General features: G+C 34.4%; 21 protein-coding genes and 1 pseudogene. 7 read left to right on the forward strand and 15 right to left on the reverse strand.

All coding sequences use genetic code 11. The features are described 5' to 3' along the window. Positions 1-108 precede the first annotated feature (108 nt). Both ACTYBU_RS18210 and ACTYBU_RS18215 read right to left on the reverse strand, forming a co-directional pair. Positions 109-1779: a glycoside hydrolase family 13 protein gene (locus ACTYBU_RS18210; RefSeq protein ID WP_445491904.1), complete on the reverse strand. Its 1671-nt coding sequence runs from the start codon at positions 1777-1779 to the stop codon at positions 109-111. A gap of 47 nt (positions 1780-1826) precedes the next feature. Next, positions 1827-2846, reverse strand: a complete 1020-nt coding sequence (locus ACTYBU_RS18215) for a LacI family DNA-binding transcriptional regulator (RefSeq protein WP_445491906.1) — start codon at positions 2844-2846, stop codon at positions 1827-1829. Positions 2847-3302: 456 nt separating this feature from the next. Between ACTYBU_RS18215 and ACTYBU_RS18220 the strand changes: the two genes are divergently transcribed. Continuing rightward, positions 3303-4019: a 3-ketoacyl-ACP reductase gene (locus ACTYBU_RS18220; RefSeq protein WP_445491908.1), complete on the forward strand. Its 717-nt coding sequence runs from the start codon at positions 3303-3305 to the stop codon at positions 4017-4019. Positions 4020-4554: 535 nt separating this feature from the next. On the opposite strand, the gene ACTYBU_RS18225 is transcribed toward ACTYBU_RS18220, so the two are convergent. Next, a complete protein-coding gene (locus tag ACTYBU_RS18225) occupies positions 4555-4920 on the reverse strand; it encodes a winged helix-turn-helix transcriptional regulator (protein WP_445491910.1) in 366 nt (121 codons plus the stop codon). A 198-nt stretch (positions 4921-5118) separates the two neighbouring features. On the opposite strand from ACTYBU_RS18225, the gene ACTYBU_RS18230 reads away from it, so the two are divergent. Then, entirely contained in the window at positions 5119-5667 is a 549-nt protein-coding gene (locus ACTYBU_RS18230; RefSeq protein WP_445492057.1) for a nitroreductase family protein, read from the forward strand. Positions 5668-5863: 196 nt separating this feature from the next. On the opposite strand, the gene ACTYBU_RS18235 is transcribed toward ACTYBU_RS18230, so the two are convergent. The 12 genes from ACTYBU_RS18235 to ACTYBU_RS18290 form a co-directional block, all read right to left on the reverse strand. Then, complete coding sequence (locus ACTYBU_RS18235; RefSeq protein WP_445491911.1) at positions 5864-6307, reverse strand: DoxX family protein; 444 nt, start codon at positions 6305-6307, stop codon at positions 5864-5866. 19 nt (positions 6308-6326) lie between these two features. Beyond that, positions 6327-6707 (reverse strand): DUF2269 family protein, encoded by a 381-nt coding sequence (locus ACTYBU_RS18240; RefSeq protein ID WP_445491913.1) that lies wholly within the window; start codon positions 6705-6707, stop codon positions 6327-6329. 105 nt (positions 6708-6812) lie between these two features. Then, positions 6813-7409: a TetR/AcrR family transcriptional regulator gene (locus ACTYBU_RS18245; protein ID WP_445491914.1), complete on the reverse strand. Its 597-nt coding sequence runs from the start codon at positions 7407-7409 to the stop codon at positions 6813-6815. Positions 7410-8120: 711 nt separating this feature from the next. Beyond that, positions 8121-9062, reverse strand: coding sequence for an NAD(P)H-dependent flavin oxidoreductase (locus ACTYBU_RS18250; protein WP_445492058.1), 942 nt, complete (start codon positions 9060-9062; stop codon positions 8121-8123). An 888-nt stretch (positions 9063-9950) separates the two neighbouring features. Continuing rightward, positions 9951-11006, reverse strand: coding sequence for an iron-containing alcohol dehydrogenase family protein (locus ACTYBU_RS18255; RefSeq protein WP_445491916.1), 1056 nt, complete (start codon positions 11004-11006; stop codon positions 9951-9953). Then, positions 11003-11656, reverse strand: coding sequence for an MtnX-like HAD-IB family phosphatase (locus tag ACTYBU_RS18260; protein ID WP_445491918.1), 654 nt, complete (start codon positions 11654-11656; stop codon positions 11003-11005). The genes ACTYBU_RS18255 and ACTYBU_RS18260 overlap by 4 nt, the downstream gene beginning before the upstream one ends. Before the next feature lie 258 nt (positions 11657-11914). Then, positions 11915-12163: a 2Fe-2S iron-sulfur cluster-binding protein gene (locus ACTYBU_RS18265; RefSeq protein WP_445491920.1), complete on the reverse strand. Its 249-nt coding sequence runs from the start codon at positions 12161-12163 to the stop codon at positions 11915-11917. A 48-nt stretch (positions 12164-12211) separates the two neighbouring features. Continuing rightward, positions 12212-12352 (reverse strand): hypothetical protein, encoded by a 141-nt coding sequence (locus ACTYBU_RS18270; RefSeq protein ID WP_445491921.1) that lies wholly within the window; start codon positions 12350-12352, stop codon positions 12212-12214. After that, positions 12352-12570, reverse strand: a complete 219-nt coding sequence (locus ACTYBU_RS18275) for a hypothetical protein (protein ID WP_445491922.1) — start codon at positions 12568-12570, stop codon at positions 12352-12354. Before ACTYBU_RS18275 ends, ACTYBU_RS18270 begins: the two co-directional genes overlap by 1 nt. Beyond that, entirely contained in the window at positions 12497-12985 is a 489-nt protein-coding gene (locus ACTYBU_RS18280) for a hypothetical protein (RefSeq protein ID WP_445491924.1), read from the reverse strand. Before ACTYBU_RS18280 ends, ACTYBU_RS18275 begins: the two co-directional genes overlap by 74 nt. 315 nt (positions 12986-13300) lie before the next feature. Then, a complete protein-coding gene (locus ACTYBU_RS18285; protein WP_445491926.1) occupies positions 13301-13585 on the reverse strand; it encodes a heme-dependent oxidative N-demethylase subunit alpha family protein in 285 nt (94 codons plus the stop codon). Next, a complete protein-coding gene (locus tag ACTYBU_RS18290; RefSeq protein ID WP_445491928.1) occupies positions 13503-13991 on the reverse strand; it encodes a heme-dependent oxidative N-demethylase subunit alpha family protein in 489 nt (162 codons plus the stop codon). The genes ACTYBU_RS18285 and ACTYBU_RS18290 overlap by 83 nt, the downstream gene beginning before the upstream one ends. A gap of 86 nt (positions 13992-14077) precedes the next feature. On the opposite strand from ACTYBU_RS18290, the pseudogene ACTYBU_RS18295 reads away from it, so the two are divergent. The 5 genes and pseudogenes from ACTYBU_RS18295 to ACTYBU_RS18315 all read left to right on the forward strand — a co-directional run. Further along, a pseudogene (locus ACTYBU_RS18295) lies at positions 14078-14455 on the forward strand (PucR family transcriptional regulator ligand-binding domain-containing protein); the annotation flags it as partial. Positions 14456-14496: 41 nt separating this feature from the next. After that, entirely contained in the window at positions 14497-15093 is a 597-nt protein-coding gene (locus ACTYBU_RS18300) for a hypothetical protein (protein WP_445492064.1), read from the forward strand. Between the two features lie 23 nt (positions 15094-15116). After that, positions 15117-15728 (forward strand): helix-turn-helix domain-containing protein, encoded by a 612-nt coding sequence (locus ACTYBU_RS18305; RefSeq protein WP_445491929.1) that lies wholly within the window; start codon positions 15117-15119, stop codon positions 15726-15728. A 98-nt stretch (positions 15729-15826) separates the two neighbouring features. After that, on the forward strand, positions 15827-16987 hold the full coding sequence (locus ACTYBU_RS18310) for a PucR family transcriptional regulator (protein ID WP_445491931.1): 1161 nt from the start codon (positions 15827-15829) through the stop codon (positions 16985-16987). 309 nt (positions 16988-17296) lie between these two features. Continuing rightward, positions 17297-18664 carry an aminotransferase class III-fold pyridoxal phosphate-dependent enzyme gene (locus ACTYBU_RS18315; protein WP_445491933.1) on the forward strand — a complete coding sequence of 456 codons (1368 nt, stop codon included), beginning with the start codon at positions 17297-17299 and terminating at the stop codon, positions 18662-18664. The last annotated feature ends 100 nt before the right edge of the window (positions 18665-18764 follow it).

The raw sequence follows: 18764 nt of genomic DNA on the forward strand, positions 1-18764 counted from the left end.
AAAGTCGTTATTAACTAACGACCTTTTGAGATAGCCCCTTTCTTTATTTCCGTTAAATCATTCTCTTAGGATGTTTTCTAAAAGGATTATTAACTAATTAATAGTGCTCTATAATTTACTTGTATAAACTCTTGCTTCAAATGGTTTTAGGGATAGACTAGTAGTAAATGCATGTTCTTCTATTTCATAGTTGGAAAGCAGTAAATTTTTTGAATGAAGCTCCACTACCCGGTTTTTGAATACCGCTTTATCAGATGTCATATTTACAATCACCACTATTTTTTTATCTCCTAATGTTCTTGTATAGGCGAATACGTCCTCGTTTTCGCGATCGATTAAATCAAATGTACCATAGGTTAAGATTGGTCCATTTTTCTTTAATTCAATCATCTTTTTATAATAGTGATAAATAGAATGAGGATCCTGTTTTTGCTTTTCTACGTTTATTTCTAAATAATTTGGGTTAATTCCCATCCATGGTGAAACGGTAGAGAATCCTGCATACGCTTCGCTTGACCATTGCATTGGAGTACGAGTATTATCACGACTGGAAGCCCAGATAATCTCCATTATGTCTTTATGCTCCATTCCTTCTTCTAACTTTAGACGATATAAATTTTTCGTTGCCACATCATCGTATTCCTCAATAGTTGGGAATTGAACATTAGTCATGCCGATTTCCTGTCCTTGATAAATAAATGGCGTTCCATGCATAAAAAAGTACATGGTTGCTAAAGCTTTTGCACTTTCTTCCCAATAGTCTTTATCATTCCCCCATGTGGAAACGGTTCGAGCCTGATCATGGTTTTCAATAAATAATGCATTCCATCCTCTATTTTCGAGACCTTTTTGCCATTTATTTAATACGGTTTTTAATTTTATTACGTCTACTTTTTTCTTTTTATCCACAGTCCATAAGTTAAGATGCTCAAATTGGAAAATCATATTAAATTTCCCCTTTTTTTCTCCAACCCATAACTCTGCTTCTTCTACAGTTACACCATTAGCTTCTCCAACCGTCATAATGTCATATTTAGAAAGAGACTCCTCTTTAAATTCTTCTAAAAACTTTTGGATTCCCTCCACATTCATATGTTTCTCAAAGGAAGGCACATACTCCAATCCCTCTGGATTATCCATATCTAAAAGTCCTTCTTCCTTTTTAATATGACTAATGGCGTCAATTCTAAATCCATCTATCCCTTTATCCAGCCACCAATTGACCATGGTATATAGTGCACTGCGCACCTCTTTATTTTCCCAGTTTAAATCGGGCTGTTTTGTCGAGAATATATGCAAAAAGTATTGCTCTGTTTTTTCATCATATTTCCATGCTGAGCCGCCAAAAATACTTTCCCAATTGTTTGGCTCCTTGCCTTTTTTGCCATCTCTCCAGATATACCAATCTCTTTTTTCATTTTCTTTCGAAGACCTAGATTCAATAAACCAAGGATGTTCATCACTTGTATGGTTAATAACAAGATCAATAATCAGCTTCATTCCTCTTTGATGCACTTCATACAATAATTGGTCAAAATCAGCCATTGTTCCGAATTCTTCCATTATATCTTGATAATCGCTAATATCATAACCGTTGTCATCGTTAGGAGATTTATACATTGGACAAATCCAAATACAATCGATGCCGAATTCCTTTAAATAATCTAATTTGGAAATAATACCTTGCAAGTCACCGATACCATCTCCATTTGAATCCATAAAACTTCTTGGATAAATCTGATACGCCACGGCTTCTTTCCACCATTTTTGTGATGCCATTCTAAATATCCTCCTCTATTTTTACTCAAGATTTTTTTGTTTAGTCATTAAATAGGACAACAAGACTTTCTTTCTAGCATCTTTGCAGGAATAATCATCTTTTTAGGAAGAGAATCTGGATTTTTCATTTTCTCTATTAAGCCATTAGCTGCTTCTACTCCGAGCTGGTAAATATTAATATCGATGGAGGTTAAAGAAGGCTTCATATGCTTAGCAACAACAATATTATTAAACCCGACAATGGATATATCTTTCGGTACCGATATATTCCATTCCTCTGCATAGCTAATCAGCTCTATTGCTACAAAATCGTCAGCAACTACTAGTGCAGTTGGAGGAACATCTTTATGCAGCAGCTGTTGAAGCTGTTTTTTAGCATTCACTTTTAAATCTTTGTCATACAAAATATTCGATTCATCAAATGGAATGTTTGCCTGCTCTAATGCTTGTCTATACCCTTCTAAACGGTCAAGTGTAAAAACCATTTCCATATTCGCTCCAACAAATGCAATATGCTGGTGCCCCATGCCGATTAAGTATTCCGTAATTTGTTTTGTAATAGAAATATTGTCGTTGTCCACATAGGTAATTTGTTCTGCATTGCTATATGGTCTTCCTATCACCGCAAAGGGAAAATGTACTTTCACCAAATAATCCATTACTTTATCATTTTTTTTACTATATAAAAGGATAATACCATCCACTCTTTTTCCCTGTACCATTTGCACGACTTCTTGATAAATTTCGTCTTCTGCCGCGCCTGTTGTTAAATATATTCCATACTTATTCTCTCGGGCTTTTAAACTAATTCCTCTAATTACTTCTGGAAAAAAAGGATTTTCAAGCATAGATTCAGCTGAGTGGGGCATTACAATCCCAATAGTATTCGCCGATTGTACAACGAGACTTCTTGCTTGCAAATTTGGATGATATCCCAATTTTTCCATCGCTTCCCGAACTTTTATTTTTGTTTCTTCACTAATTTTTGGATGGTTCGCAAGTACTCTTGATACAGTTGATGGCGAAACATTTGCCTCTTTGCCAACATCTTTGATTGTAATTGCCAAAACCGCTCTCTCCTTTTTATGCATTTTCAATCAAACTGCTGTTATAACCTTCCTCAATTTATATAAAAATGGACTTATTCCTATTATCTTGTTACATATACATTAAATCGCAGTGCAAACGATTGCACTTAACGATATTAAAAATCATACCACAGGTCTAATAAATGAACAATATGCTATTGTTTATTATTCACTATCAAAACAAGGTTTTTCTTTTCCTCTTTCATTGTGCATAATAGTAGACAACACGTTTGATATTCTTTATATTTTAATTTATCCCACTCTTAACGGGCAGTAAGACCCCCACCTCAAGATGTTGAGGAATCGAAGAAGCTAGGTGGGGGATAACTGCTCGTAAAGGTCCGATAAATTCAACTAACCATCAGTGGGGGAGGAAGAAAACCCCCACTGATGGAAAGGTTTACTTTATAGTTTTTTAGAAAGGGAGTGCTACAATTGGCATCACTTAAAGGAAAAACAGCATTAATTACAGGTGCAGGCAGAGGCATCGGCCGTGCAACTGCGATTGCACTTGCACAAGAAGGGGTAAATTTAGGCTTAATCGGGTTAACTTTATCCAATCTAGAAAAAGTTGCGGAAGAAGTGAAACAATATGGAGTATCTGTTTCTGTTGCTACTGCAGATGTAGCAGACAATAATTCTGTTATAGAAGCGGTAAACCATATTACATCTGAATTAAAACAAATTGATATTTTAATCAATAATGCCGGGATTGCAAAATTTGGCGGTTTCCTGGATCTTTCTACAGAAGAATGGGAAAATATAATCAATGTAAATGTGCTTGGTACATATTACGTTACAAAAGCTGTTTTACCAGGAATGATTGAAAGAAAATCAGGGGATATCATTAATATTTCCTCATCTGCAGGGCAAAAAGGCGCTCCTGTAACAAGTGCGTACAGTGCATCTAAATTTGCTGTTCTTGGATTATCTGAATCGCTTATGTTAGAAGTGAGAAAACATAATATTCGTGTAACAGCCTTAACTCCAAGTACCGTTGCTACTGATTTGGCAATCGAAACAAACTTAACAGACGGCAATCCAGAAAAAGTAATGCAGCCCGAAGATTTGGCTGAATATATGGTCGCACAGTTAAAATTAAATCCACGTGTCTTTATTAAAACTTCCGGCATGTGGTCAACAAACCCATAATCGATTGAATAAACCATTAAAAAGAAGGAACATATAAGCATACTAAAAGGAATAACAACATTATTCACAGTATGCTATATGTCCCTTTTTTATTTTTTCTTTTATATAGGCTTAGCAGAATATAAAGCTGTGAGGCATTGCCTACATAAGAATACAATCTATCTGCATTTATCATTTGTCTTTCATACTCCTGCTATTGTACTAAGCTACAGCATGAACCGGCGCCTTTCAAATTTCATCATACTGCCTCTATGAATGTTATTATGATCTATACAAAATAAAAAGAAAAGTATGCACTTATTAGTATAATAGGTACCAAACAGTATCATAGGAACTATTCAGCACCTATAATTACCCTGCATAAAAAAAGTGTCTGTTCCATAAGTCGGTGCAAAGGCTTATGGAACAGACACTTTAAATCAAAAGTATGATATTTAATAATGAAATAGAGCAATTTCTTTTTAAGTATTATAGGGCGACGCTAATAGAAATGAAATAATATCTATTGCAAAAACTCATTAAATTACTTTTTGATTTACAATGAAAGGTTTTTATTATGTTTACAACAAATTTGTCCATTACTATTGATATCCTTCAATACCGCATATTCATTCCCCCATGCACACATGGTGTTTAATACTGGAACAAATGATCTTCCTAACTCCGTCAAACTGTATTCTACTTTTGGCGGCACTTCGTTAAATACCTCTCTTCGGACAAGCCCATCTCTTTCCAGCTGTTTCAATTGATCGGTTAACACTTTTTGCGTAATTCCCGGTATCAACTCATAAAACTCTTTTGTCCTAATTGATTTTTGACTTACGAAATAGAGGATTAAACATTTCCACTTTCCACCTACAATATTCATAAAAATATTTATTCCAGTATTATGATGAACCATACCTTATTCCTCCTAAATAGGCACTAAAAAGTGGTTATACCACATTAATGTACGTTATTTTCTTATTTATTATTGCCGACTATACTTTTAGGTGCAACAAATAAAAACTTGGGAGTGGATATCATGAGTGTAAAAAGCATTTTAGAAAAAAGAAGTTCCGTTAGACATTATGATCCAAATTATTAAATTAGTTCAGAAATTCTGACATCATTAATTGAAAGTGCAAGCAAGTCACCTAATGGAAACAATATTCAAGCAACTCGATACTTAATCATTGAAGATCCAGCTTTAAAAGAACTTTTATTACCTATCGCTTTTAATCAACAGCAAGTGGTAGAAGCTTCCACTTTAATCGTGATGTTAGGTGATTATCATGCATTTAATGAAGATAATATTATGAAAATACATGAAGAAGAGTTTCAAGCAGGCTATTTCGACGAAGCATTAAGAGACTTTCTAGTAAATGCTGCAATTAATTACTATGCTACTAAATCAAAGGAAGATTTAAAGCTTGAATTAACGAGAGACGTCAGTCTGGCTGCCATGTCATTAATTTTACTAGCAAATGAAACAGGTTTTGAAACGATCACTATGTCTGGTTATGATTCTACCCAGCTTAAAAAGGCTTTAAATATTTCTGAAAGATATCTAGATGTAATGCTTATCGCTATTGGGAAAGGGATTAAACCTGGACATCAGACAGTAAGACATGATGTGAATAAGGTAATTTATAAAGATAAGATATGACATTTTTTACGCGATATGAGCAATATCTTATGTAATCTAGAGCTGACCTTTTGAATAGGTCAGCTTTCCTTATTTCTCCAGAATCAATAAAATCCATTATTTTTTTATACAAGTTTCTGACTGACAGATTATTATCTTAAAAATAAAAGGAGCGATCCGATACAATCTTGCAGAAAAAAACGGTTTTATTTATCTTTCAATATGAAAATCCTGCAAAAAGAACAGCTGACAAAAAAATGATTTGCAAGATAGTTCGAAGCACAATCGGAGTTGCGGGCTTTCCGGCAATCGCAATTCCTTCTCTCGCTGCACGAATATTTGCAGGAAACATGGCCAGAAGCAGGAGCGACAGCCCAATGGATGCAAGCTGCGATGTAGCTGGCAGAACAATTCCAATTGCACCGATTAATTCAAGCCATCCAGTCAGTGTTATCATCCATTCTGGTTTTGGAAGCGACGGTGGAACCATCTTGATTAAATCAGGGCGTCTCTTTCCCCAATGGGCGGATGCTGATAATAGAAACATACAGGCTACTGCAAATCTTAAGTCAATTACCCATGAATCTAAATAAGTCCATCCGACGATCCCCAATACACGAAATAATAAGAATGAACTAACAAGCACGATAAATGGAGCCATTTCAAAGGTCTCTCCTTCACTAATAAGGTTTATAAATCATCATGTATAAAACAACAACTGGCAGTATGGTAGCTGCTATTCCAAAAATCATCCAGTACAGACTTACTTTTTTATAGGATTTAGAAAGAACCCCAGTTTCAATTGCTTTAGCACTATGGCGAATCATACTGTGTTGAAGAGGAACCAGTATAGCCCCCCAAATCAACCCGCATAAAATGAACAACGTTTGGGAAACCGTGATCCAGTTGAAACCGGACATGGGAAACCCAGCTTTAACCGCCATCAGATTTCCTGTTACAATAATAAGAACTAGACCAGGAATGGTAAAGATGCAATCAGCTAACATAATATTTTTCGCAGAGCTATGAATAACAGCTAGATCACCCTTCAAATCCGCCATTACTTTCCAAAAAGCAGCCGTAATGATATTCCCTAAAAAAGAACAACACCAAATAGATGCAGAATCAAGTAAACCTTCACTTTTTATTCCTCCCTTTCGATGGCATCATTTTTTTGGTTTTAGCATATCGACGATAAAATTGGCAAAATCAGAAATTTCAAATGAAAACAGATTGGAAGTGATTGCTGTTCTCATACGGAATCCATAAGATATCAATACGAATAGTTCAGCTGTTTTATCGGCATTTACATCTTTGGAAATAACTTCATTCTCTTGTCCAACTGCAATCCATTGCTTAGAGGTTCGAACCGCCTGTTCGTAAAACCGCTGAACCACTTCATTTACAGCAGGTTGCTCACTTTTTCCTAGCAGATAAACTAAAATTCGATTGGTAACATTATTAGAATCAGTCAACATAGACAAACTATTAGTTATTTCCTGCATAGGAGCTTCAAACTGCTTTCCCTTTTTCTGAATAGCATCGAAAAATCGGCTATTTGTCTCCTCAAGACTAGCCTCAAGAACAAGAGCAAATAATTCGTCTTTCCCTTTGACATAATGAAAGATGGCTCCTTTGGAAAGCTCAGAACGTTCCATGATGTCATTTAACGTCGTTTTGCTGCACCCTTTCTCCCTAATGAGCATTTCAGTAGTATCTAATAATAATTTTTTAGTCTGCTGTCGTTTTAGTTCACGTTTCATTTTTACTCCTTTCGTTGTGAAATGTAATTATTTTAACTCCATTATACAAACCGACCGACGGTTTGTATATGTTTTTATTATTAATCAAGATAAAAGAAAGTCGATTACTTAATTAGTAGTTGTTCTAAAACTCTTGACTACTTTCTTATTCTTGTAGAGAAAAATAAAATAAAACACTAGTAAGAGCAATTAAAGACATTTAAAAAGTGTAAAACGCTTGAAAATCCAAGCGTTTTTCGAGCTAAATATATTGTTAAATGAAATGCTAAATCCAATGTGATTCGATATAAATAATCACATTAATATTTCGATTTTTCTCCGCTTTTATCTGAAACAAAGGTAATTTAAAGATAATAATAGCCATACTAATTATACCACTCTCATCTTCCTTCAGAATATTTTTACCGAAAGAGAAAAACTATCAGGATGTGTTTTCTCTTTTCCTTTCCTATTCTGTAGAAAAAGTGGAAAGAGGCCATTCATCTCCCAACTACTCCCTTCATTCCTTGAGGAAGGAGTCTTCTTGCTGAAAATGATAAAGTAAACTTCCATCAGTGGGGGTTTTCTTCATCCCCCACTGGTGGTTAGTTGCACTTATCAGACCTTTACGGGCAGTTATCTCCCGCCTATCTTCCTCGATTTCTCGGTATCTTGAGGCGGGGGTCTTACTACCCGTTAAGAGTGGGATAAATTTCTTTCCAATTGTATTCTTCAAACAATTTCATTCATCTTTCCTGCCTTACTATATTCTGCTGCAAGTTTATCGATGATTTGTTGGACAGATAGAATTTCTTTTACTTCGTGTACTCTTGCCCCCGCAAAAACAAGTCCATTTTCCACATCACCTTGAACAATTTTGAACAATGAATCTAATGTGCAAAAACGGTAAGAACAATTTTTTAAGCACTTGTGGCATTTATTTATTTTTACCTTGTTTGAACCAGTGATTAAATCAGTAAAAGAATTGGCAATTACTCTTCCTTTTAATCCTACAGTTGTTTTTACAAGAAGAGTGTCTTCCTTTCTAGCATCGATATATTTTTGCTTAAATGCCAATGGAGCATCACACTCATTGCTCGCTACAAACCTAGTTCCCATTTGCACCCCAGATGCTCCCATTTCAAGGGCTTTCGCAATATCTTTACCAGTCATTATTCCACCAGCAGCAATGACTGGTATGGTAACTGCTTCCACTACTTCTGGAAGAATTTCAAACAACGGTCTGTCTGTTCCTAGATGCCCGCCAGCTTCAAATCCCTCAACAACCACGGCAGCTGCTCCTAGTTTTTCGGAAATTCTAGCTAATTTAGCAGAAGAAACAATGGAAATAACCGGTATATCCTCTTGTTTCCCCCAAGCATACATATTTCTTGAAATTCCTGCACCAGATATAATAAAATCCACTTTTTCTTCTATAGCTGCTTTCATTTTTTCGGCAAAATCATTCATGGCAAATAATACATTTACTCCAATGTATCCAGAATCCTTCACTGCTTTTTTCGCTCGTCTAATATGATCGCGCATTTCCTCAACAGAAATTCCTGTACCAGAAATAATGCCAATTCCACCTGCATTTGCAACCGCTGAAGCAAGTTTGCTTAATGAAATACCTACACCCATCCCTCCCTGCATAATGGGAACTTTTGGCGTCATATGTCCTATCTGTAATTGTGGGAAGTTCAATTAAATTCCTCATTTCAAGAGCTTATTTTAGATTAACCATTGTGAAGCTTATCACGAAACCTATACTTCAAGTAGTTACGTTTGTCATAAATTATAAAGATAAATACGTAAAAGACTTTTACCTTATTTACATAAGATTAATAGGTGAAACTAGTTTGTATAGTCTACTCGATAAACTGCTATCTAAACGAGAACTTCACTAGTATGTTAGATACATAGGACAAGCACACAAACACAAAAGGAAAGAAATAATAAGATAGGATGATGACAATATAATTCGAAGGAGAAGATGAATTTTGTCGAAAAAGAAAAATAAGAAACGTAATAAAGAAAAGGAAGAGAAGTAACCAAAAGAAAGTATTTCTTTCAAGCATGACAAAGACGGGCTTAAAATTTATATAATTATCAACAACAACAATAACCTTGCAAATGAAGGTGGAAATACTGGAGTAAAACAAGAAGCATCAAAAGGAGGACAGATTGCTGATAGAGGTGGAAAGAATAAAATCAAGGATGCAAAAAATGATCCGGGTTCTAGTGAACAAGCTGATGAAGATGACACGGTCATTTAATTAGTAGATTTTTAAAGAGAGTAAAAAAATAGCAGGATAAAGGAAAGGCGAAGCCCTCCCTTCTTATTGATAAATGGATATAAAGAAATTTCCTATAGCGAAAACTTTTTTCTTTTTTTCAACTGCTCCCTTACTCCACGTATGCCATTCAACAGAATTATGGTATGTTAGAGTAACTAGGGAGATTTTTTATTTGTCATAGTTTTAAAAATAAAATCATAATCGATGACTTCAACCATACATGCACTAGACTGTGATATTAAAATATAATAACAGCCTTTTTCTACTACCTTCCGAATATTTCACATAAAACCAAATCTTCATCAAGCATACTCTTCGCTTTTTCCCGATATACTTCTTCATGAAGATAGGTATGCCTAGTAGGTTTAATTAGAGGAGCTAAGTCAATGGCCTGCTTATATTCTTCCTTATCTAAACTTAGTGTTTTTACATAATCGAAAAAACCTGTTCTTTGAAAAACCTTTCGCAGCCTTTCATATCGATGATCCTGTACAAGTGCCATTACGTAGGTGGCGATCCCGACTTGTACGCCATGCATTTGAGGATTATTTGAAATCTTGTCCAATGCATGGGAAATGAGATGCTCCGAACCGCTTATCGGTGCGCTGGTTCCGCTGATTTCTGTCGCAATCCCCCCCATCGTCATAGAGCTTACTAATTCCTTTAAGAAGATAGGGTCTTTTACATCAGACATTGGGGTTCTTACAAAACTGTTGACTCCTTTTTTGCTGAGCATAGCCGCAAATGCATCTACATTACCGACTCCGTGTTTCTCTTCAAAGCTCCAGTCATACAATGCTGTTATATTGGACATTAAATCCCCAACACCAGCAAGAATCAATGGTTTTGGCGCTGTTCGAATAATGCCTAAATCTACTATAATGCCAAAAGGAATTTTTGCAGGAACCGTCGTTTTTTTATTATTTACTTGCAGGGAACAGCTGCTGCTTGCGAACCCATCATTAGAAGCAGATGTAGGAATGCTGATAAATGGAAGCTTTCTAGCAAAAGCAATATATTTTCCAAAATCAATAATCGCACCGCCACCCAAAGCTAGGACAGCATCGTAGCTGCTCATTTGAAATGCTATAGAAATAAGTTCATGAATATCCATTTTGGAAGGAAGAACTTCCATTTCAATTTTTACTGTAGTAAAAGATTCTAAAATTCCTGGGGCAAAATGTTCGTTTGTATAATCATCTAAAAAGAGAATGATGTTCTTAAGCTCATATTTCTTTAACAGTACCTCTAATTGCTGGATGACTCCTTCCCCAATTTCAAGGATGGTTGGAGTATTAAAGCTTCTTCCTTGGTTTGTCATTTTGAAATCAACCCTTTATCTACAAGATATTTTTCAATTTCCGTAAAGTCCTCGAAAGCGATAAATGGCACTCCTTTTTCTTTCAATAAATCCTTTAATACATCCTTCGCAAATGTTAAATCTGCAAAAACTGCTGGGTGTGAATCAGGCTCGCTGTCTCCAGCGTAATGAACCACTTCATACTCTTCTTTCAGCTTTTTGATGACAGTCGCTTTATCGATGCCATAGCGTTCTGAATACTTCCAATCGTTGGCATCAATATTCAAATGGATATTTCTTTCATGAAAAATGCCTTCGTTTGAGAATACTTTTACATTTTCAATCTTGTACTTATCAATAATATGATTAATATAATAATCCGTACCCGCGCTTAAAATATAAAAATCCCCGCCATTTTTTTGTACAAGCTTAATAAATTCTGGGACATATTCATCAATGGGAATACCATGAACATCTTTAATAATTTGTTCTTCCTCCTGATGGATTGCTTTAAATACCGTCCCCAAAAAATCAATATCTTTTAACTTTCCTGATTTCCATTCTTTGTAAAGCTCGTTTCCCTCTGGAAAATATTGCTCTATAACAAGCCAATAAAAATCTTTTTTAGAAATCGTTCCGTCAAAATCAGATACAAATGCCCAGTGTTTCATAATTAGTTTCTCCATTCTTTTTTTTAATAGCTACTATATATGTAATATATGATACTCAATCAGAAAGCAAATTGCATTCATCAAAAAAAATAAAGAACCTTTTAGAAAGCATTCGATTTGTTTTTCTTCATTTTAAAAGTTGCAATAACTGCAACTTTCAAGCTGTCAACAAACTCGCTTTGGATCAGCCTGAAAAGTTGCAAATCTAAAAACATACTCTAAAATACTTTAAGTAGAAGCTGCTAACCTCTTATTAATTCACAGGTCCAAAACTAAACATTCACCTTTCGATCGGGAAACACACGCTAGGATCACATTGTTTTCTTGTTTTTCCTGTTCAGAAAGAAAAAAATCACAATGGTCAACTTCTCCTTCTAAAACATCCACTTGGCAACTGCCACACCCTCCAATTTTACAAGCATGAGGTGCTGGGATTTTTTGTTTCAACAAAGTTTCTAATAGAGTTTCTCCTTCCGGTATATCAAGTACCAGGTTACTTTTATGCAATTTTACTTGGAACTCATGTAATGGACCAAGGTCAGGAGGCTAAAGAGTTCAAAGTGTTGTAATATGTGAACCCCCACAGAATTTTGGAAGTTGATAACCATTGATTGGTACTAGTTTAAACCGTTTTACAACAAAAGATTCGCTATTTATTTCTTCTACTGTAACTTTAATATTACTACGAGTAAGCATTATATCACTCTCCTATTTCCACCGTTAATAAAACCAAGATAAGCTTCGAGCCTTTTGGAGTAACGTGTTGTGACATCTAATAATGTATTACAGTTATTGCATGTTATATAATTATCTTCGGTTTTCTTATTAAAAGAGCAGCATTTAACGCAGAATACATTTTCCTTTTTTTCCATATTCAGAGTATTGAATTTCATCATCTTCATAACCAACTTCATATGCTAACTTTTTTAACTGTTTAACGGTTTCCCAATTTCCTGCAATAAATAAATTCGTACCAATATATTGCTGGGAAAGAATCTGGTATTCTGTTGAGGAAAAACCCATCGGCAATAAAGTAAATTGATTGAAAAAAATAATGGAGAGACTTATTTTTTCCGTTTTCACATAAAGCTCCTTATCGATTTTTCTTTTAGAAAGAAAATCGATAAGAGCTAGTCTTTCTAAAATTGCTAATTCATCAATAAATAACAACATTTTGTGTACATTTGTTCTTAAGGTGAAAAAAGGTTGCAAAGAAACCTCACAACAAAAAAGACCGGTTTCTAAACTATCTATTATTAAATCACGATCCTTATTTGAACATGATTGAGTAACGAGAAATAAACGATATTTTTTTTCTGTTTTATTCACTTCTACAAAATAAATTGGCAAGTCAAATGAATTTTTATTATTATCATAAATATTATTTTTAGACCTAGCTGAAGATTTAACATATGCGCAGCTTCAAAAAACCAAGCATTATTCCAGAAGATTATAAGTACAAAGCAGAGGGTCAAATCCTAATGATTTGATCCTCAAAAATTAACCAAGAGGGCTTTTTCGTTTTAAACCTCCGAAGAACCCTCTAATAAACTTGTTTTCTAATAAGCTACTAATCATCAACAATTTATTCCTCTTGTTGATTTTAATAGTAGAAAAGAAGATAAGTTACTTTTAAAAAAGATATCAATCTTGTTCAAGACTGCTTTTTAAATAATCGGTAATCTTCTCTTTATTTGGAAGATATCCTTTATAGCTCGCTATATCATCAGGTAAATCTATCAACACTTTATAAAACCGCTCTGTCCACTCTTTATTATTTGTAAGTTCTTTCAATGATAATAAATGAGTATGAATACTAAATAAAAGGCCATTACTATGAGGGAGCCTAAAGAACTTTTGAGCCTCGACCCTCATATGTATCAGATCTCCCACGTTTTCCACCGTAACTTCTGTTCGTTTTTTCCCCATTCATCAAACTTAGCAGGCATTGTAGGAAGAATTTTCCGGCAGTTATCGTCCAGTTAAATCTTGTCCAAGGTTTCCCAGTCTCTATTCTCATTAAAAATTCTCGTGCTTTCCGAGCAAGGCCACTATCAGAGAACGAAGGAACGGGTGAATGAATCTCTTCGAACGTTCTTCCTAAATTAAAAGGAAGGGACCAATTACCAGGGAAACACAACTGACCAGCATCCAAGTAGATGTTACCACCCCTTTGGTTAAGAAACATAATGTCTTCTTGAATATGTCTTCCAATAAAGTCAAGCGGTTCTACGGAAAGACTTGTTAAGTCCCCAAATTTAAAGATTTGTTCTTCTTGCAATAAATGGTTTATAAAATGCCATTCATCTCCATCTTTATCTAATGTAAAACACAAATTGTCACAATATTATGTTATCTTAGTCTTAATCTTTAATTTTATGTGAGAAAAACTAACAAATAGGTGATGGAAGGTGGTATATTATGAAAAGTTCAGCTCTACTAACAATAAAAGAGTTATTAAAACGACCTTTATTTCAAGAGGCTAAAATTGTTGCGGGAGAAAAAGGGATAGATAAGGAGATTGGTTGGACCCATGTACTGGATATTTCAACCGCTAAACAATTTGTCAACAAAAAGGATCTTATCCTTACAACAGGAATAGGATTTCACCATAATACTAAAAATAGTCTATCTTATCTGAAAGAAATCATTGATCAAGGAGCTTCTGGTCTTTGAGTAGCTTTAGGAGAATATCTCCCAACTCTTTCTCAAGACATGGTGGATACGGCGAACAAATATGAGTTTCCTTTGATTACTTTCAAAATGACCGTACGATTTGTTGATATTACCCAAGCTATTCATTCTTATATCATTAATAATCAACATCAAATTTTAAAGATTTGGAGTTATATTCAAGAAAGCTACAGCAGCTTACATTACAATGGACGGAGATTCAATCCATTCTGCGATTACTACATGACTATACTTCTTGCCAAGTTGTTTATTATTCTTTATTTGAACAAAACATTTTTTTCCCATCTACTACCTTAGAGTTTTCAAAAAATTTCATCATGCAATATCAAAAGGAAATTAAAAAAAATAATACTGCTACTACTGAAAGTAGTTTCTTACTATTAGATGACAACACGATTATTCTTTCACAACCAATAATTTGTTTAGGACAGACTTTATCTTATGTAGGAATAATCATCGATAAACCGGAAGAAAAGGATGTACTTTCCTTATTACTTGATTATACTGGTAAAGCGATTGCCATTATTTTAATACGTAAACTATATTTAGAGGAGAAAACCCTTGAAAATCAAAATGAATTAATTAATGAAATTCTGGAAAATAAAATAAGCAATGAAGAACAAGCCTTAACTAGAATTGGCCACATTCCCTTAAAGCAAGGCCATTATCTGTATCTTTCCGCCATTTTGGAAATTGAACATGACCTAATGAATCAAGAAACCAAGACATTCTTATTTTGTTAGGCTCTCTACTAAAGGAGCGAGGAATGCATAGTTTATTGCTTAGTAAAAATAATCAAATACATATCTTATGTATCATCGAGCCATTCTCTAACACTTCTATGAAAAGCACAAAAAGTTTATTGATAAAAACCATTGAACAATTAAAAAATACTCTCCAGTCGTCAGTCGAAAACTTAAATATGACATTTGGGTTTGGTGAATTTAAAATGAGAATTACTCATTCATACGAAAGTTTTAAGGAATCACATCACACTTTGGATTTAAATCGAACACTTCCTTTTTCAAATCCATTTTATGCAGACATTGGTATTTTTCAATTGATTAAAGGTATTCAAGATCAAAAATTACTCTCTTATTTTATCGATACCAATTTAAGAGAAGTCATTGCGCATGATAAGAATTACAATTCCAATTTGTTGGAAACATTAGCTGAATACCTTAAATGTTGCGGATCAAAAGAAGAAACAGCAAAGAAATTGTTTATTCACAGGCAAACTCTTTATCGCCGACTAGAAAAATTAAAAGAATTGTTGGGCGAAGACTTTCTTAAACCAGAAAAAAGACTTTGTCTTGAAGTTGCTTTATATGTTTACTTTTCTATCCCAACTTCAGATGCTGCGGATATGAATGTATAGGACAATGTAAACTTGAGCCATGATATTTGAAAAATAAAGAACTACTTAAGATAAAGATATATCCTATTTGTCTATGGAAAGGAAATTAAATAAATATGATGACTTTAAGAAAAATCGCAAATTTACCTGAATGTAAAACAATTACCTTAGTAGCAGGTGGAGAAGGAATAGATCGTGCGATTACGGGCGTTAATGTAACAGAAAGCGGAGAACTGGCTGAATTTTTTAGGCCCAATGAATTGATTGTTACAACTGGGATTAATATGGCAAAGGATCAAAAAAAATTATCAGAGATTGTGGAGATCGCCTTTCGTCGCAAAGCAGCCGGCATCGTGTTAAACACAGGTCCTTATATTCCCTTTATTCCTGAGCAAATCTTGCAATTTGCTAATCAGCACCATTTTCCAGTCTTTCAAATGCCTTGGGATTATCGAATAGCTGATTTTTTAAAACTAGTCGTACAATTTTTAGACAGAGAGCACACTGTACAAACGAAAAAGGAATATATACTCTCGGATATTCTATTTAATTCAGAGAGCCAGCAGGAAAGGATTACTCAAGAGATTCTTGGACTTGGATACAAGAGAGATGCTGAATTCAGTACTATTGTTTGTGAAATTAATACTCCTAACGTTTCTATCCATTCATTAGTCCAAACTATAGAAGAGTGGTTTCATAAAAGATACAAATCCTTCCTTTCAATGGTTTATGAAAATCAACTAATCTATATGATCGAACATTCAGATTTTCATACTTCTAAAATTCCTTTTTCAAAAGCGATTAAATGCTTGTACACTGATGTAAGTATGAAAAGAAATGAAGCAAAATTAGTGATTGGAACAGGAAACTTTTATAAAAACGTGACAGAACTATCGAAAAGCTTCAATGAAGCCAAAACAGTCATTCATCTGAGCAAACGGAATCCTAATCAACTTTTTTATCATTATAAAGATATTGGAGCATATAAACTTCTTATAGGGTTACAAGATCGCAATTTGATTGAATCCTATCATCAAGAAATGCTGGGTCTTCTTTATCGATATGACCAGTTAAATGAGACAGATTATGTCTCTTTTCTCCGGATTTATCTAGAAGAAGATGGTCACACATCAAATATTGGCCGGAGGGAATTTATTCATCGCAATACGGTCCTTTATAAACTGAAAAAAATCGAATCCATTTTAAATATTGATTTAAGTAACTCTCTTACTAAAACAAATATTTTATTAGCTTTCATGATTGAAGATATTTTAATATGAAGCTATACCAAGTATAAAAATTTTAATTGAATCCTATACGTTTTAATCACAGCTCATTATATTGACAGTGTTATTTTCAGAATATTTATTATAATGAACTTATATAGAAATAAACTCATTTATTTTCTTAAAAACAAATCCCTTAAGAACCGTGGCAATCATGGTTCTTTTTTTTGCTAAGCAGCTCTATTAGATCATGAACTTGTGCAGTTGCACAAACATTTTTGTTTGAATAATCATTGTTTTCAGATAATTAATTCAATTATGATGAGACTATACTAATGATAAGGGAATGGAGTGTTATCTTATATGAAATCTATCGATGTATCTCAAATAAAAGATGATAATAAAAATTTTGTCTTGCAATCTTGGTCAAAACAAAAAAATGTAAACTCAAAGACTATCACAAAGGCACAAGGTGTTTTTTTCTGGGATGAAGCAAAAAACAGATATTTCGATATGAGTTCCCAGCTAGTTTACTTAAATGTAGGTCATAATCATCCTAAGGTTCTCGAAGAATTCAAACATATTGGTGAAATACCAATGGCAGCACCAAGCTTTGCGACTGCTTCCAAAGCGGAGCTAGCCAAAAAAATCATTGAAGTTGCTCCAAGTAATATGTCAAAGGTCTTTTTTACTTGCGGAGGTGCTGAATCGAATGATCATGCAGTGAAAATGGCAAAAATGGCTACTGGACGCTACAAAATCTTTTCGCGCTACCGCTCTTATCATGGCGCCACTTTTGGTGCAGGAAACTTAACTGGAGAAGGCCGTCGTTTTACAGTAGAGCCTGGATTACCTGGGTTTGTCAAGTTTGATACTCCTTATTTATATCGAGAAGTCATTGATTTTGAAAGTGAAGAAGCGGCAACTAAATTTTATTTAGATCGATTAAGAAATCAAATGCTCTATGAAGGACCTGAAACAATTGCTGCTGTTTTTATGGAGCCGATCCCAGGGAGCAATGGAGTATTAATCCCACCAAAAGGTTACTTAGAAGGTGTACGTAAATTATGTGATGAATTCGGTATTCTCATGATTTGTGATGAAGTGATGACTGGCTTTGGCCGAACAGGAAAAATGTTTGCGGTTGACCATTATAACTTTGAACCAGATATGATGACTTTTGCAAAAGGAGTAACTTCTGGGTATGCACCACTTGGCGGTGTTATTGTGAGCGAAAAAATAGCAAGCTATTTTGACGATAATGTCCTTATGACCGGATTAACTTACAGCGGACATACTGTCTCTACACAAATTGGGAATGCAACTCTTGATGTATATAAAGAAGAGAAAATCATTGAAAATGCTGAAGAGATTGGACAAATCCTTGCAAAACGACTTGATCAACTTTGCCAGTATGATTCAGTAGGTGAAGTACGTCATATTGGACTCTTTGCTGCAGTTGAACTTGTAAAAGACAAGACAACTGGAGATCCGATTATTTCTTACGGAATGGATTATGGCAAAGATACAGTCGGATTAATGAAGACATTTGTTGGCTTGTTAGGTGAACGTGGCTTCTATACGTATTCTCACGAATCAAGTGTGATCATTGCTCCTCCACTGATTATTTCGGAACAAGAAATAAATGAAGCAATGGATATTTTTGAAAAAGTACTAGGGATTTTTGAGAAAGAGTACCTATTTACAGACAAAGCGTTAATTTCGAATTAAGGTAAGACAAAGTTCAGCCTCATTTCTCTTCATACGGATGAAGTATATTTTTCCGAAGGGGAGAAATGTTAGGATAAATTAATAATTATAAAAAGAAAGG

The sequence above is a fragment of the Niallia sp. 03133 genome, from assembly GCF_052663225.1.

Bases quoted from the DNA above. Each gene is read 5' to 3' on its own strand.
- ACTYBU_RS18240 (WP_445491913.1), bottom strand. From the start codon at position 6,707: ATGGCGGATTTGAAGGGTGATCTAGCTGTTATTCATAGCTCTGCGAAA.
- ACTYBU_RS18255 (WP_445491916.1), bottom strand. From the start codon at position 11,006: ATGACAAACCAAGGAAGAAGCTTTAATACTCCAACCATCCTTGAAATT.
- ACTYBU_RS18225 (WP_445491910.1), bottom strand. From the start codon at position 4,920: ATGGTTCATCATAATACTGGAATAAATATTTTTATGAATATTGTAGGT.
- ACTYBU_RS18250 (WP_445492058.1), bottom strand. From the start codon at position 9,062: ATGACGCCAAAAGTTCCCATTATGCAGGGAGGGATGGGTGTAGGTATT.
- ACTYBU_RS18210 (WP_445491904.1), bottom strand. From the start codon at position 1,779: ATGGCATCACAAAAATGGTGGAAAGAAGCCGTGGCGTATCAGATTTAT.
- ACTYBU_RS18260 (WP_445491918.1), bottom strand. From the start codon at position 11,656: ATGAAACACTGGGCATTTGTATCTGATTTTGACGGAACGATTTCTAAA.
- ACTYBU_RS18275 (WP_445491922.1), bottom strand. From the start codon at position 12,570: ATGAAGTTGGTTATGAAGATGATGAAATTCAATACTCTGAATATGGAA.
- ACTYBU_RS18305 (WP_445491929.1), top strand. From the start codon at position 15,117: ATGCATAGTTTATTGCTTAGTAAAAATAATCAAATACATATCTTATGT.
- ACTYBU_RS18310 (WP_445491931.1), top strand. From the start codon at position 15,827: ATGACTTTAAGAAAAATCGCAAATTTACCTGAATGTAAAACAATTACC.
- ACTYBU_RS18245 (WP_445491914.1), bottom strand. From the start codon at position 7,409: ATGAAACGTGAACTAAAACGACAGCAGACTAAAAAATTATTATTAGAT.
- ACTYBU_RS18285 (WP_445491926.1), bottom strand. From the start codon at position 13,585: ATGGGGAAAAAACGAACAGAAGTTACGGTGGAAAACGTGGGAGATCTG.
- ACTYBU_RS18315 (WP_445491933.1), top strand. From the start codon at position 17,297: ATGAAATCTATCGATGTATCTCAAATAAAAGATGATAATAAAAATTTT.
- ACTYBU_RS18235 (WP_445491911.1), bottom strand. From the start codon at position 6,307: ATGGCTCCATTTATCGTGCTTGTTAGTTCATTCTTATTATTTCGTGTA.
- ACTYBU_RS18270 (WP_445491921.1), bottom strand. From the start codon at position 12,352: ATGCTTACTCGTAGTAATATTAAAGTTACAGTAGAAGAAATAAATAGC.